The organism is uncultured Polaribacter sp. (assembly GCF_947503855.1).
In the GTDB taxonomy this organism is placed as follows: Bacteria; Bacteroidota; Bacteroidia; order Flavobacteriales; family Flavobacteriaceae; genus Polaribacter.
This window is the reverse complement of the sequence record NZ_CANNFF010000009.1, coordinates 25610-39408: the sequence shown is the minus strand read 5'-3', so window position 1 is coordinate 39408 and position 13799 is coordinate 25610. Positions and strand designations below refer to the sequence as shown.

Genomic DNA, 13799 nt, shown 5'->3' with positions numbered 1-13799 from the left:
AATTATTTTATATTTTAAATTCGTTTAGACTAATTTGGGCTTGTTGTTAAAAAAATCTATATAACTTTCAGGGTTTTTTACAATACCTCTCTCAGAAATTAGCTTTATATCTATATGTCTTTCTTTTGCTTTAATGGCAAAGTCTTCTAAAATTTCTATAATATCGTGGTCTAAATATGTGGTTTTTCTTACATCTAATTCTAAATAGGAATCTTTTGGCAACTTGTCTAATTCTTTTAAAATAGCACCCTTGTTAAAAAAGGTAACTTCTTCTGCAAGTGTCATTTTTATTTTTCCATCATCAACGTCTTCCCCTTCTTTGTGCAAAAAGTGAGAGTTTTGGAAACTTTTAATTAAAATTACAACAATGCCTACTAATAAGCCTAAACCAATACCTACTAATAAATCTGTAAAAACAATACCTATTACAGTAACTACAAAAGGTACCCATTGTTTCCATCCTAATTTAACCATTTGTTTAAACAATGCAGGTTTTGCTAATTTATAGCCAACAACTAATAGCACTGCTGCCAATACAGATAATGGAATTTTATTTAACAAATTGGGTATTATAATTACTGAGATTAAAAGTAAAAAACCATGAACAATTGCAGAAAGTTTTGTTCTACCTTTAGATTGTATATTGGCAGAACTTCTTACAATTACTTGAGTAATTGGCAAACCACCAACCAAACCAGAAAGTATATTTCCTGTACCTTGTGCAAGTAGCTCTCTATTTGTTGGAGTTACATTTTTATGTGGATCTAATTTATCTGTAGCTTCTACACAAAGTAGTGTTTCTAAACTAGCTACTAAAGCGATAGTAAAACCTGTTACCCAAACTTCTGGGTTGGTAATGGCATTAAAATTAGGGAAACTAAATTGCCCAAGAAAAGAGCTTAAACTATCTGGAACAGGAACACTAACTAAATGTTGTGCATTAATACCATATTTATCATCTCCACTTGTAATAAAAAAGTATACAATACCTATAACAACAGCTACTAAAGGACCTTGTATTACTTGAAAAAATTTTCCTTTTTTAGATAAAACATGGCTCCATAATATTAAAATAGCCAAACCAATAACACCAATAATGGTAGAGCCTAAACTGATATTGTTTGCTGTATTTAATATTTCTGAAAAGGTATTTTGACCATCTACTTGAAAAAAGGCAAAATCTCCTTCTGGATCAGCATCGTACCCAAAAAAGTGTGGTATTTGTTTTAAAATGATAATAATACCTATACCTGTTAACATCCCTTTTATTACAGATGATGGAAAATAATAACCAATAATACCAGCTTTTAAAAATCCAAATATTAATTGTATTACACCACCAATTACAACTGCTACCAAAAAGTTTTGATAACCACCCAATGTACCAATGGCAGTTAATACAATTGCTGCTAAACCAGCTGCAGGACCACTAACTCCTATTTTAGAGCCACTTAAGGCACCTACTACAATACCACCAATAATACCAGCAATTAAGCCAGAAAAAAGAGGTGCACCACTTGCTAATGCAATACCTAAACATAAAGGTAATGCTACGAAAAATACTACTATACTTGCAGGTAAATCGCTTTTTATGTGTTTAAACATATATAAATATTTTTTTCTCCAATTTTTAAATTAGAGTGTTGTTTATTATTAAATTTAATGATTTTTGTTGATTTATATTATAAGAAATTACAATATAATTTTTGGAGGAGGAGTAGTTACCTTTAAATACTTACAGGTGTATTTTTTAGAAAAAAATCGGATACTTGTCTTTATTTGCTCATTTTTTAATACAATTGCGTCTTTGTATGAAGAAGAAGGTTGTAATTTTATTTCTGTATCTATTTTAGATTCTTCTTTGCCATTATTTTCTTCTTCATCTTCATTTAAATCTAAAAAACAAGCAATATTTTGAGATGCATCTGTTAAACTAATAACAGTTGGGGTAACTAAAATACTAATAAATAGTAAAGAGAAAAATAATGCAATCTTTATTTTCAATAGATACAATTTGGAATTAATCAAATGTAAGAATTTTTTTTGCAAAAAGTATTATTTACTGCTTAGTAGTTTTATTTCTTTGGAAATAATCCAACCTTGTTTACCATCTGCAATTTTAATTTTTTTCCAATTATCTATGGTATCTAAAACGGTAACTTTTGTACCTTCATGTAAGGTAAAAATTTCTTCTGAATTGAAAGTAGGTGCATTTCTAACTTCCGTTTTTGTAGCAAAAACAATAGCTTGTATATTTTTTTTAGATTGACTGTATTGCTTGTAAGTTATAAAAGTTGTAATTATTAACAAGAGAAAACTAATCATACTTGTAGTAAAATAAAGTCTTTTCTTTTTGGGGATTTCTGCAAAGTAAAATAACAAAAACATTAGAGAGGATACAATGGCTAATAAAACAACTACAATTGCCCATTGATTATAAGTTAATTGTTGTAAGTAATTTGCATTTAATTTTTGTAATAGGGTTTTAGGTATTGCTTCTATGTTGTCTAAAGCCAAACGTTTTGCAAATACTAAATTGTTTTTTACATCTTGGTTTTGCGGATTTAACTGTAAAGCTTTTTCGTAGTAAAAAATGCTAGGCCCTACTTTATTTAACTTGTAATATGCATTTCCTAAATTATAGTATAATTCAGCTGAAATTGCGTTTTGATTTATAATTTCTTCGTAAACTTTTATGGCTTTTTCATACTCTCCATTTCTATAGTTTTCGTTAGCAGATACAAACAAACTATCTAAACTTTGAGCCGTTGTAAAGTGGGCAATTATCAACAATAAAAATACAAGCTTTCTCATTTTATAATTGTTTATCTAATTGTACAATAACTTCTTTTGCTCTTTCAAACTCTTCTTTCATTTGAGTGGCTGTAAATGGTGTATAACGTGCAAAATCTGAACTTTTAAGGACTTCTATAAATTGTTTAATAGTTTCTTGATCTACATTTTTATCCTCTAACAAACTCGTTATTTTTTCTTTACTAATATCTGCAGTTTCTATACCTAATTTAGCTTTTAAGTAATTGTGTAAAGCACGTTCTAAAGCTTCGTAAAAAGCTTCTTTTTTGCCCAATTGTTTTTGGGCTTCAGATAAATATTTTTTAGCTAATTTATTTGCTCTTCTTAATTTGTTGCCTACTAGATCATTATTTCTTTCTTGCTGTTTTTTACCAATAAAAACGGTAATAGGTATTGCAAATAAGGGCACTAAAAATAAGATGTAAAACAAAGTAGATTTAAAGAAACCTGATTTTTCTTGAGTTATAAAACTTGTTTTTGTGGCTATGTATCTAAAATTTTCTCCCGTAGCAACTACATTTTTTTTGGTAACAGTTGTTGTATCTGAAGTTACCAGTTCTTTACCTTCTTGTACATCAACATAAAAATCTTCTGTATTAATTGTTTTGTACTTTTTTTCTTTAGGATTAAAGTAAGAAAACGATACACTTGGTATTTTGTATTTTCCCTTATACTGTGGCACTACAGTGTATGTATCTGTTACAGAGCCCGAAATTCCCTTAGCGTTTGTTCTTACTTTTTCTTTTCTTTCTGGTTGATACATTTCTAATTCTGCAGGAGTGGTTATAGTAGGTAATTCAAATAAATTTAAATTCCCCTTACCAGAAATGGCTACTTTTATTTGAGATGTTTCATTGGCTTTTAAAACATCTTTACTAAGCGCAACATCAAATTTAAAATCGCCAACAGCACCCGTAAAATTATTAGGTTTGCCTTCTATAGGAAGACTTTTTGGAATGATTGTTTTTTTGGCTGATGCAAACTCTCTTCTTACATTTTTTGTAATGATGTTACCAAAAAAATCTGCTCTTCCAGAAGGTACACCAATTATAATATCCATTTTCATAGGATCTATGGTTAATTTACCGGTTTTTGTAGGAATTAATAAGGCTTTTTGTAAGACAATATATCTATAATCTTCGCTATTATATTTGCCCATTTTTACTGGGTAACCATTTATTTTTATGTTCTGATTCCAAAAACCATTGTATTGTGGTGCTTCTTTTACATTGGTATCGTATACGCTTACATTTTCGCTTACATACAATCTGTATTCTACATAAATACCTTCGCCCACAAAGGGTTTAGATTTAGAAATTTCTGCAACTAAATGAATGTTTTGTTGGGCAATATAATTAGGATCATTGGGGTCTTTTGGAATTTCTACAGCATCTAAAACAATAATTTTTACAGGGTTTGATTTTATTGTTTTGCCTCCTATTTTAATGCTAGCACTTCCAATAGAAAGTTCTCCTTTTTTTTTGGGTTGAATAATATATGTATAAGACTGTAAAAAAGTAACTTTTCTACCACTTGGTGTTTGAGATATCGATTGGCTAACAGACTGACTTGGTCCACCAACTACTTTAAAATTGTTGAAATTGGGAGGTGTAAAGTTGTCTGCACCTTGTTTGTTTATAGAAAATATGACCCGTAAACGTTGGTTTACGCCTAATTTATTTTTACTAACTTTTGTTTTTAGGGTAGCTTCTTGCGCTGCTAAAGAAAAACTTAGCAAGCCAATAAATACGATTATGTAAAACTTCAATTTCATTTTCTTTTTTACCAATCTTTTTCTTGTTTTACTTTTTTGCCTTTTGCTTTTTTAGCATTCATTTTCTTTTGGGTTTTTTTCTCCTCGTTATTTAAGTTTTCTAGCAATTGTTTTATTTGCTGAGGCGTCATTTTACCTTGTTGTGGTTTTGGTTTTTCTGGATTTTTTTTATTGTCTTTTTTAGGGTCTTTGTTTTTGTCTTTATCCTTATCTCCTTTACCGTCTTTATCTTGATCTTTGTCTTTGTTTTTATCTTTGTCTTTGTTGTCTTTATTTTTATCGTCTTTATCTTTCTTATCTTTGTCTTTATTGTCTTTGTTCTTATCTTTATTTTTATCGTCTTTATTTTGTTGCTTTTCTTTCTCTAAAAGCTTTTTAGCTACTGCTAAATTATAACGGGTTTCATCATCAGAAGGATTATTTCTTAAAGCATTTTTAAAAGCATCTACTGCACCTTGATAGTTTTTAGACTCCATCATTGCATTACCAAGATTATGGTAGGCTTGTGCTTTTGTAATTTTATCTGTAGCTGTTTTTGCAGTATGTTCGTATTGTGGTATTGCCTCTTTAAAATTTTTATTTTGATATAAAGCATTCCCTAAATTATAGGTGGCTTTATCGTAATTAGAGTTGCTACCTAATGCTTTTTGGTACGCTACAGAAGCATCTGTAAATTGTTGTTTTTTATACAAATCATTTCCTTTACGTAACAATTGTCTTGCTTTTCTTTGTTTTGTAATGGTATCTTGTTGAGCTAAAATATTTTTGGTTGAAAATAGCATCAAAAAAATAATAAGTGCGTACTGTATTTTTTTCATGGGTCTATTTTTTATTGTTTTCTTCGTTAAATAAATCTACTTTTTTAAGCCATTTTGTTTTCTTATCAAATAAGAATATATCTATTACTAGAAATAATAACCCTAATGCTAAAAACCATTGAAACTGATCTTTGTAGTCTGAAAACTGCTTGGTTTCAAACTCATTTTTTTCTGCATTCGCAATAATATTTGCAATTTTATTTACAGGATTGTCTGTAACATTTCCATCAATATAAGTACCATTAGAAGCATCTGCAATACCTTGTAAAACTTTGGGTACTCTTTTGCTAATTACAGTTTCTCCTTTATTATCTTTTTTATAACCAATCATAGAACCATTTAAACGCATTGGTATTGGGCCACCTTTTTCTGTACCTACACCAATTGTGTAAATTTTTACACCTTCGTTTGCTAAATTTTGTGCTACTTGTTTGGTTTCTTCTTGGTGGTCTTCACCATCAGAAATTATAATTAAAAATCGATTGGTTTGCTCGTCGTTATTGTAATAGGTTTTTGCTAGTTCTAAGGCTTCGTTTATTGCTGTACCTTGGCTAGAAACCATATCTGGATTTGCATTTTGTAAAAACATATTGGCAGCTCCATGATCTGTTGTTATTGGTAATAATGGATAAGAATTACCTGCATACACAATAATACCTACTCTATCTGAACCTAATTTATCTATAATTTTAGAGATAATTTGTTTTGATTTTTCTAATCTGTTTGGGGCAATATCTTCTGCCAACATACTTTTAGAAACATCTAAAGCAAAAACAACATCTACACCTTCTCTTTTTACCGTTTTTAATTTGGTTCCCATTTTTGGATTGGTTAAACCAATTACTAAAAAAGCAATACCTACTACTAAAAAAATTAGTTTTAAAGTGTTTTTAAATGTTGATGAATTTGGTGCTAGTTTTTTTAATAATGCTGCATCAGAAAACGTACGCTGCATTCTTTTTTTCCACCAAAAAACCAACAAGAAAATCACAATCATTGCAGGGATAATTGCTAGCAAGTAAAAATATATTGGTTCTTCTATTCTATACATATTTAGAATGTGTAACTGTTTAATTGTTTAATTGTGCTTTTCGTAAAGCATTCAACATATTAGATATTTTGTAAATTTTTTCTCTTAATTCTAAATAATTTTCTTCGGATATAAATTCTAATTCCTTTGATAGAATTATATGATTTAAAACTTCCATTGTTGTGCTATATGCAATTGTTGTAAAATGTGCTTTATCTTTATTTGTATTTCTAGATGTACCTTCTGCAAGGTTAGCTGCAATTGAATTTGTAGCTCTCCTCATTTGGCTAACTAACCCAAATTTTTCATCATTTGGAAAAGTAGAAGTTATTTTATAAACTTCTTTTGAAAGCTGAATTGCATCTTGCCAAACTTTAAGCTTTTCAAATGAAAATATGTACATTTTTTTACATTTACACGATTCAACAATTACACAATTACACTTTTTATATAAATGATTTAAAAATTGTGTTTCTTAAAATAAATTCTAATCCTAATAAAATTAGCGCAATAAATATAAAAATTCTATATTTTTCTTGATAATTGTAATATTTGAATTCTTCTATTTTTGTTTTTTCTAGTTTGTCAATTTCATCATAAATTTCTTTTAGAGATTCGTTATCTGTGGCTCTAAAATATTTTCCTTCAGTTTCTGTTGCAATTTCTTTTAGCAAAGTTTCATCAATTTCTACTTGTTGTTTTCTAAAGTTTAATTTGCCAGTTCTTGGATCTCTACTCCAAGGAAAATCTGCCATTCCGTTAGTACCAATACCAATGGTGTATACTTTAATACCCAACTCTTTTGCTAATTCTGTAGCAGTTCTTGGGTCTATATTACCAGAATTATTTACACCATCTGTTAACAAGATAATTACTTTACTTTTTGCTTTGCTTTCTTTTAATCTGTTTACACCAGAACCTAGGCCCATACCAATGGCTGTACCACCTTCTAACTGACCCCACTTTAGTTCAGAAATGGTTCTTTTTACAATACCCTTATCGCTGGTAATAGGTGTTTGTGTAAAACTTTCTCCAGCATATACTACAATACCAATTCTATCATTGGGCCTTCTATCTATAAAATTTACTGCTACTTTTTTTAAAGCTTCTAATCGGTTCGGTTTTAAATCTCTAGCCAACATACTTGCAGATACATCTATTGCCATTACAATATCTATACCTCTGTTTGTTTTTGTTTTTTTACTAACAGATACATTTCTTGGTCTTGCCAGCGCAATAATTGTTGCTGCTATGGCCAATATTCTTAATGCATATAATACCGGTTTTAGCTTTGTTATTATAGAGGTTGTTTTAAAACCTTTAACACTAGGTACAGTTAATACTGCTGCATCTTTTTTACGCATAAAAAAGTGCCAAATTGCTAAAATGGGTACTGCTATTAGTAGCCACAAAAACCCTGGACTGTAAAATTCAAAATTACTCCAATCCATCTTCCTCTTCTTTTTCTATTGTTGGTTTTGGTTTTAAGTTGCCAATTATATACTCTGCATCTTTTCTATCGTCTTCTATTTCTGGAGCCAAAGGTTTAGATTTTGCAAATTTTACTAAATCTGCTTCTCTTAATAAATCTTTTAGCTTGTCTATCGTTTCTTTAGAAGTTTGTATGGTTTCTGCATTTTTAAAATCTTTTAACATCGATAAAACTTCGTCTGTGGTATTTTCTAAGGCAGGTACTTTTAGTTCTCTTTCTATATAACCCCTTACAATTTCTGTTAATTCAGAATAGTACTCTTTTACCTTGTTGTTTTGCCATAAAAGTTTTTCATCCAACTCATTCAACCTATAAATTGCTTCTTCATAAGGTGGTAAGGTTCTATAGGTTGGTGCCTCTTCCTCTTCTTTTCTTTTTCTGATGACAAACCAATAAATCCAAAAAGCAATAATGGCTAAAACTGCCAAAGATATGTATATATATATTTTAAAATCATCAAAAGTGTAGGGTTCGCTTTTAATAGATTTTATTGGAAATTTTTTAATTTTTGTAGTGTCTACAGCAACAGAAGCTACATTTACTAATAATGAGTCTGTTAAATAAGCTTGATTTTTTACAAATATTTGTTGTTGAGGTATGTAAAAAGCACCACTATCAAAACCGGTTAGTATATACCTTCTAATTAAACTATTTTTTAGGGTATCTATTTTGGTAGAATCTATAACTTCTAAACCCTTTAATTGTAATTTAGGTAGTATAACATTTTCGGTTTCGTTTATAGATATTTTTAGATTAAACTGCTCTCCAATTCTAATATTGGTTGTATCAATTTCTACTTTAACCATAGAGTTTTGAGCAAAAGTAGCAAAGCTGAAAAAAACAAATAAAACAAAATAAAAGCCTCTCACCTCAATCCTCTCTCCAAAAGAGAGAGGACGTTTAGCTTGTGCTTTTTTTATAGCTTTTGGAAGCATTTTATGTCTACTATTTGTTTTCAAATTTTTAATTTTTTTTATGTTTTCACAAACTTTTATACAAGAGTGTTTCTTCCCTTTGGGAAGATTAAGATGGGCTTTTTATCTTCCTTTATGTTTAAAATAACCTAATAATTTTTTCACATAACTTTCATCAACTCTAGTGTTTATAGTGCCTGCACCACCTCTTTTAAAAGTGTTTGTAAAATAATCGTTTAAACGTAAAGCGTTTGCTTTGTAACTATTTCTAACAGATTTAGATGATGTATTTACCAATTGTACACTGCCAGTTTCTGCATCTAATACAGGTACCATTCCTAAATTTGGAATTTCCTCATCATGTTTATCAAATACTTTGATGCCTGTTAAATCGTGCTTTTTTGCAGCAATTTTTAATGTTTTTTCATAGTCATCATCCATAAAATCAGACAGCATAAAAACAATCGCTCTTTTTTTTAAAACACTAGATAAAAACTTTAAAGCTGCTTCAATATTGGTTTTTTTACTTTTAGGTTTAAATTCTATCAATTCTCTAATAATTCTTAATACATGACTTTTTCCTTTTTTTGGAGGAATAAAAAGCTCTACATCATCAGAAAAAAGAATTAAACCTACTTTATCGTTATTTTGGGTTGCAGAAAAAGCTAATGTTGCCGCAATTTCTGTTATGGTATCTTTTTTAAATTGGTGAGATGTACCAAAAGATTCTGAGCCAGAAACATCTACCAACAACATCATGGTTAGTTCTCTTTCTTCTTCAAAAACTTTTACGTAAGGTTCGCTGTAACGTGCAGTAACATTCCAATCGATACTTCTAACATCGTCTCCAAATTGGTACTGTCTAACTTCAGAAAAAGTCATACCTCGCCCTTTAAAAGAGGAGTGGTATTCACCTCCAAAAATATGATCAGACAAACGACGTGTCTTAATCTCTATTTTACGAACTTTTTTGAGTATTTCCTTAGTATTCAACGTGTAACTGTTTAATTGTTTAAAAGTGTAACTGTTGGTTTTGCGTAATTGTTGTGTTTTAAACAATTACACGATTACACATTTTATGGCACTTCTACTTCGTTGATAATTGAGTTAATGATGTCTACAGAAGTTACATTTTCTGCTTCAGCTTCGTATGTAATGCCAATTCTGTGGCGTAAAACATCTGCTACTACAGCTCTAACATCTTCTGGAATTACATACCCTCTTCTTTTTATAAAAGCATAACATTTAGCTGCTTTAGCTAAGTTGATGCTTCCACGAGGTGATGCCCCAAAACTAATTAAGTCTTTTAAATTTGCTAAGTTGTATTTTTCTGGGTAACGTGTTGCAAAAATGATATCTAGAATGTATTTTTCTATCTTTTCATCCATATAGACTTCATTGGCAACTTCACGTGCTTTTATAATTTGATCTACAGAAATTACTGGGTTTACAGTTGCAAAACCACCACTTAAATTCTGACGCATAATTACTTGTTCGTCTTGTAAACGCGGATAGTCAATAACCACTTTTAACATAAAACGATCTACTTGTGCTTCTGGTAATGGATATGTACCTTCTTGTTCTACAGGGTTTTGTGTTGCCATTACTAAAAAGGGTTCGTCTAGCTTAAATGTTTCATCGCCAATTGTAATTTGGCGCTCTTGCATTGCTTCTAGTAAAGCAGATTGTACTTTTGCGGGTGCTCTATTAATCTCATCTGCCAAAACAAAGTTTGCAAAAATAGGGCCTTTTTTAATAGAAAAGTCATTTACCTTCATGTTGTAAATCATGGTACCTACAACATCTGCAGGTAGTAAATCTGGTGTAAATTGTACTCTACTAAAACTACCTTGTACTGCTTTAGATAAGGTATTAATTGCAAGTGTTTTTGCTAAACCAGGAACACCTTCTAGTAAAATATGTCCGTTTCCAAGCAAACCAATTAACAAACTTTCAATCATTTGTTTTTGCCCAACAATAACCTTATTCATTTCTAAGGTTAAAATATCTATAAACGCACTTTCTCTTTCGATTTTCTCATTAATAGCTCTTACATCTATATCCATTCTATGTTATATTATTTTTATTTTATTTAGTGAAACAAAGCTACAATTTTAACAAAATTATTTTGTTAAAACAAGGTTAAAGATTAAGGTATTAGAAGTGTATTAAATAGGATTAGTCTTTAAATTCTGTTAATTTAAATTCTGTATTGGAAAAAACACCAAAAGTAAAGTACTGAATCCAGTCTCCAAGGTTGATGTATGTACTGTTTTCTTGTAATTTTATTTCTAAAGGTAAATGTCTGTGGCCAAAAACAAAATAATCATAATGTGTTTCTGTAAGCTTCTTTTTACAATATTGTACTAACCATTCATTTTCTTCGCCTAAATATTTAGCATCTTCATCACCAGAAATCAGTTTGTTTTTTACAGACATGTATTGCCCTAATTGTATGCCTAAATCTGGATGTAACCATTTAAACATCCATTTAAATAAAGGAAAAGTAAACACTTTTTTCATGCGTTTGTAGCCTTTATCTCCAGGGCCTAAACCATCTCCATGACCAATTAAAAACTTTTTATTATTGATGAGAAACTCTTGTGGGGCATGATATACAGGTATGTTTAATTCCTTTTCAAAATAATCATTCATCCATAAATCATGGTTACCAACAAAGAAATAAATGGGAATTCCGCTATCTTTTATTTCTGCTAATTTGCCTAAAACCCTTACAAATCCTTTTGGTACTACTGTTTTATACTCGAACCAGAAATCGAATAAATCGCCTAATAAAAAAATGGCTTCTGCATCTTTTTTTACAGTATCTAACCAAGTTACAAACTTTTTTTCTCTAGGAAAACTGGCTTGTGCTGTTGGTGCACCTAAATGTTGGTCTGATGCAAAGTAGACTTTTTTATTCTTAGAAGTTGTTATCGAAATCATTTTTACAAAGAAAAGCTATTCTTGTTTAGTTTCCAACTCTAAAACTTTTTGCAGCATTTTATCTTCTTGATGAATGATTCTGTAGAAACCAACATCGCCAAAAAGTACATTGGCGATAGAGGCTTTTAGGTATTTTTTTATGCTTTGTTTTGCTCTAAATGATGGTGTAATTTTATCTTTTATTTTTGATAAATAAGTATCAAATATTTTTTCGTCTTTATCAAAACCATTGATATAAGTGGCTATAGTCCAATTTTCTAATTTTTTACGATTGTTATCTACATACTCAAACGCAAAATTATTGATGGTATTAAAGTAGAAATTAGACATGTAAGAAGTAGTATCTACAGCCACAAAAACATCGGGTATAATACCACCACCACCATAAACTACTTTGCCTTTGGGTGTTTTAAATTTTAAAGAATCTATTACTTTAATACTGTCTTTACTTAATAATTCTCCACTGTTTATTCTTTGTTGATAGTCTTTGTAATAGTTTTTGTTTCCATTTCCAGCATATGGTTTTTGTATAGAACGACCTGTGGGGGTATAATATCTTGCTGTGGTTAAACGTACTGCAGAACCATCACCTAAATCCATTTCTATTTGTACCAAACCTTTTCCAAAAGAACGTCTTCCAATAATGGTGCCTTTGTCATTATCTTGCAAAGCACCTGCTACAATTTCTGATGCTGATGCTGAGTTTTCATCAATTAAAACATACAAACCACCTTTTTCGAAATCTCCTTTTGAAGTAGCAAAAGACTCGTCAATTTCTCCTTTATTATTTTTGGTAAAAACAATTAGTTTATTGTCTTCTAAAAACTCATCTACAATACTATTTGCAATGTCTATAAAACCACCACCATTTCCACGAAGATCTAGTACTAAATTTATCATACCATTATTTACCAAAGTTTTTAAAGCGCTTTTAAATTCTCTATAAGTATTTCTTGCAAAACGATCTAATTTAATATAACCTAGAGAATCGTTAATCATGTAAGCTAAATCTACACTTTTAATATTTACACTACCTCTAGTAATGTTGATATTAAAGAGCGAATCTGTACTTTTTCTGTACACTTGTAAATTGACATCGGTATTTGGTTTTCCTTTTAAATATCTAGGTACAGCAACACTTAACATATTTTTACCAAAAAGGGTGTCTTTGTTGGCCATTAAAATTCTGTCTCCAGCTTTAATGCCTGCTTTAATACTTGGCCCACCTTTTATGGGCTGTATAACAGTGATCGTGTCTGAAATGATGCGAAATTGTACACCAATACCTACAAATTTACCTTGCATACTTTCTTGAACTGCTTGTAAATTCTCTTTTGGTATATATACAGAATGTGGGTCTAATTTGCCTAACATTTGGGTAATTGCCCCATCTAAAAGTGAGTCTGTGCTTACTTTGTCTACATAATCATTTTCAATAAAATTTATTAATCTTTTTATTTTACGCTCTTGTGTAGAACTTTTAGAGAAAGACAACATATTGCCCGAGTTTCCACCAATAGAGACGCCTATAAAAAGACCAAAAATTACGGCTATAGATAGGTATAGAGGTAGATGTTTTTTATTCATAAGGTAAATTCATTAATTCTACACCTGCTTTTTCTAAAAATTTTAAGCCAGAACTGTCTTTGTATGCATTAGCATACACCACTCTTTTAATACCAGCTTGATGTATAAGTTTGCTACATTGTGTGCATGGAGAAAGTGTAATGTACAGAGTAGCATTTTTGGCAGATTGTGTAGAGCTTGCTACTTTTAAAATAGCATTGGCCTCTGCATGTAAAACCTCCCATTTTGTGGCACCATTTTCGTCTTCGCAACAATTATCAAAACCTGTGGGTGTTCCGTTAAAACCATCAGAAATAATCATTCTGTCTTTTACAATTAAAGCACCTACTTGCTTGCGTTTACAGTGAGATAATTTACCCCATTCTAAAGCCATTCTTAAGTAAGCTTTGTCGTATTTTAATTGTTTTTTTTCTGTCATTAGTAC

The 13799-nt window shown here is 30.2% G+C and carries 14 protein-coding genes; all 14 read right to left on the bottom strand.

Translation table 11 applies throughout. The features are described 5' to 3' along the window. Nucleotides 1-24: 24 nt before the first annotated feature. The 14 genes from Q0662_RS08945 to Q0662_RS08880 all read right to left on the bottom strand — a co-directional run bounded on the left by Q0662_RS08945 (nt 25) and on the right by Q0662_RS08880 (nt 13793). Nucleotides 25-1605, bottom strand: coding sequence for a SulP family inorganic anion transporter (locus Q0662_RS08945; RefSeq protein WP_298948935.1), 1581 nt, complete (start codon nt 1603-1605; stop codon nt 25-27). A gap of 87 nt (nt 1606-1692) precedes the next feature. Further along, nucleotides 1693-2004 carry a hypothetical protein gene (locus Q0662_RS08940; RefSeq protein WP_298948933.1) on the bottom strand — a complete coding sequence of 104 codons (312 nt, stop codon included), beginning with the start codon at nt 2002-2004 and terminating at the stop codon, nt 1693-1695. A 51-nt stretch (nt 2005-2055) separates the two neighbouring features. Further along, nucleotides 2056-2814 (bottom strand): tetratricopeptide repeat protein, encoded by a 759-nt coding sequence (locus tag Q0662_RS08935; RefSeq protein WP_298948931.1) that lies wholly within the window; start codon nt 2812-2814, stop codon nt 2056-2058. Between the two features lies 1 nt (nt 2815). Continuing rightward, a complete protein-coding gene (locus tag Q0662_RS08930; RefSeq protein WP_298948930.1) occupies nt 2816-4588 on the bottom strand; it encodes a BatD family protein in 1773 nt (590 codons plus the stop codon). Nucleotides 4589-4596: 8 nt separating this feature from the next. Further along, complete coding sequence (locus tag Q0662_RS08925; RefSeq protein ID WP_298948928.1) at nt 4597-5406, bottom strand: tetratricopeptide repeat protein; 810 nt, start codon at nt 5404-5406, stop codon at nt 4597-4599. Nucleotides 5407-5410: 4 nt separating this feature from the next. Next, on the bottom strand, nt 5411-6457 hold the full coding sequence (locus Q0662_RS08920) for a VWA domain-containing protein (RefSeq protein WP_298948926.1): 1047 nt from the start codon (nt 6455-6457) through the stop codon (nt 5411-5413). Nucleotides 6458-6476: 19 nt separating this feature from the next. Next, on the bottom strand, nt 6477-6839 hold the full coding sequence (locus Q0662_RS08915) for a four helix bundle protein (RefSeq protein WP_298948923.1): 363 nt from the start codon (nt 6837-6839) through the stop codon (nt 6477-6479). Nucleotides 6840-6882: 43 nt separating this feature from the next. Then, on the bottom strand, nt 6883-7887 hold the full coding sequence (locus tag Q0662_RS08910) for a VWA domain-containing protein (RefSeq protein ID WP_298948921.1): 1005 nt from the start codon (nt 7885-7887) through the stop codon (nt 6883-6885). After that, complete coding sequence (locus tag Q0662_RS08905) at nt 7874-8887, bottom strand: hypothetical protein (protein WP_298948919.1); 1014 nt, start codon at nt 8885-8887, stop codon at nt 7874-7876. The genes Q0662_RS08910 and Q0662_RS08905 overlap by 14 nt, the downstream gene beginning before the upstream one ends. A gap of 78 nt (nt 8888-8965) precedes the next feature. Continuing rightward, complete coding sequence (locus tag Q0662_RS08900; protein WP_298948917.1) at nt 8966-9835, bottom strand: DUF58 domain-containing protein; 870 nt, start codon at nt 9833-9835, stop codon at nt 8966-8968. A gap of 83 nt (nt 9836-9918) precedes the next feature. After that, nucleotides 9919-10908 (bottom strand): MoxR family ATPase, encoded by a 990-nt coding sequence (locus tag Q0662_RS08895; protein WP_298948915.1) that lies wholly within the window; start codon nt 10906-10908, stop codon nt 9919-9921. Nucleotides 10909-11020: 112 nt separating this feature from the next. After that, entirely contained in the window at nt 11021-11788 is a 768-nt protein-coding gene (locus tag Q0662_RS08890; RefSeq protein ID WP_298948913.1) for a UDP-2,3-diacylglucosamine diphosphatase, read from the bottom strand. A 15-nt stretch (nt 11789-11803) separates the two neighbouring features. After that, a complete protein-coding gene (locus Q0662_RS08885) occupies nt 11804-13375 on the bottom strand; it encodes a S41 family peptidase (protein WP_298948909.1) in 1572 nt (523 codons plus the stop codon). Continuing rightward, nucleotides 13368-13793 carry a dCMP deaminase family protein gene (locus tag Q0662_RS08880; RefSeq protein ID WP_298948907.1) on the bottom strand — a complete coding sequence of 142 codons (426 nt, stop codon included), beginning with the start codon at nt 13791-13793 and terminating at the stop codon, nt 13368-13370. Before Q0662_RS08880 ends, Q0662_RS08885 begins: the two co-directional genes overlap by 8 nt. Nucleotides 13794-13799: the final 6 nt, after the last annotated feature.

What these genes read in the sequence shown, in the direction of transcription:
- Q0662_RS08885 (WP_298948909.1), bottom strand. Translation starts at nt 13,375, where the DNA reads ATGAATAAAAAACATCTACCTCTATACCTATCTATAGCCGTAATTTTT.
- Q0662_RS08895 (WP_298948915.1), bottom strand. Translation starts at nt 10,908, where the DNA reads ATGGATATAGATGTAAGAGCTATTAATGAGAAAATCGAAAGAGAAAGT.
- Q0662_RS08945 (WP_298948935.1), bottom strand. Translation starts at nt 1,605, where the DNA reads ATGTTTAAACACATAAAAAGCGATTTACCTGCAAGTATAGTAGTATTT.
- Q0662_RS08930 (WP_298948930.1), bottom strand. Translation starts at nt 4,588, where the DNA reads ATGAAATTGAAGTTTTACATAATCGTATTTATTGGCTTGCTAAGTTTT.
- Q0662_RS08920 (WP_298948926.1), bottom strand. Translation starts at nt 6,457, where the DNA reads ATGTATAGAATAGAAGAACCAATATATTTTTACTTGCTAGCAATTATC.
- Q0662_RS08915 (WP_298948923.1), bottom strand. Translation starts at nt 6,839, where the DNA reads ATGTACATATTTTCATTTGAAAAGCTTAAAGTTTGGCAAGATGCAATT.
- Q0662_RS08935 (WP_298948931.1), bottom strand. Translation starts at nt 2,814, where the DNA reads ATGAGAAAGCTTGTATTTTTATTGTTGATAATTGCCCACTTTACAACG.
- Q0662_RS08890 (WP_298948913.1), bottom strand. Translation starts at nt 11,788, where the DNA reads ATGATTTCGATAACAACTTCTAAGAATAAAAAAGTCTACTTTGCATCA.
- Q0662_RS08880 (WP_298948907.1), bottom strand. Translation starts at nt 13,793, where the DNA reads ATGACAGAAAAAAAACAATTAAAATACGACAAAGCTTACTTAAGAATG.
- Q0662_RS08910 (WP_298948921.1), bottom strand. Translation starts at nt 7,887, where the DNA reads ATGGATTGGAGTAATTTTGAATTTTACAGTCCAGGGTTTTTGTGGCTA.
- Q0662_RS08925 (WP_298948928.1), bottom strand. Translation starts at nt 5,406, where the DNA reads ATGAAAAAAATACAGTACGCACTTATTATTTTTTTGATGCTATTTTCA.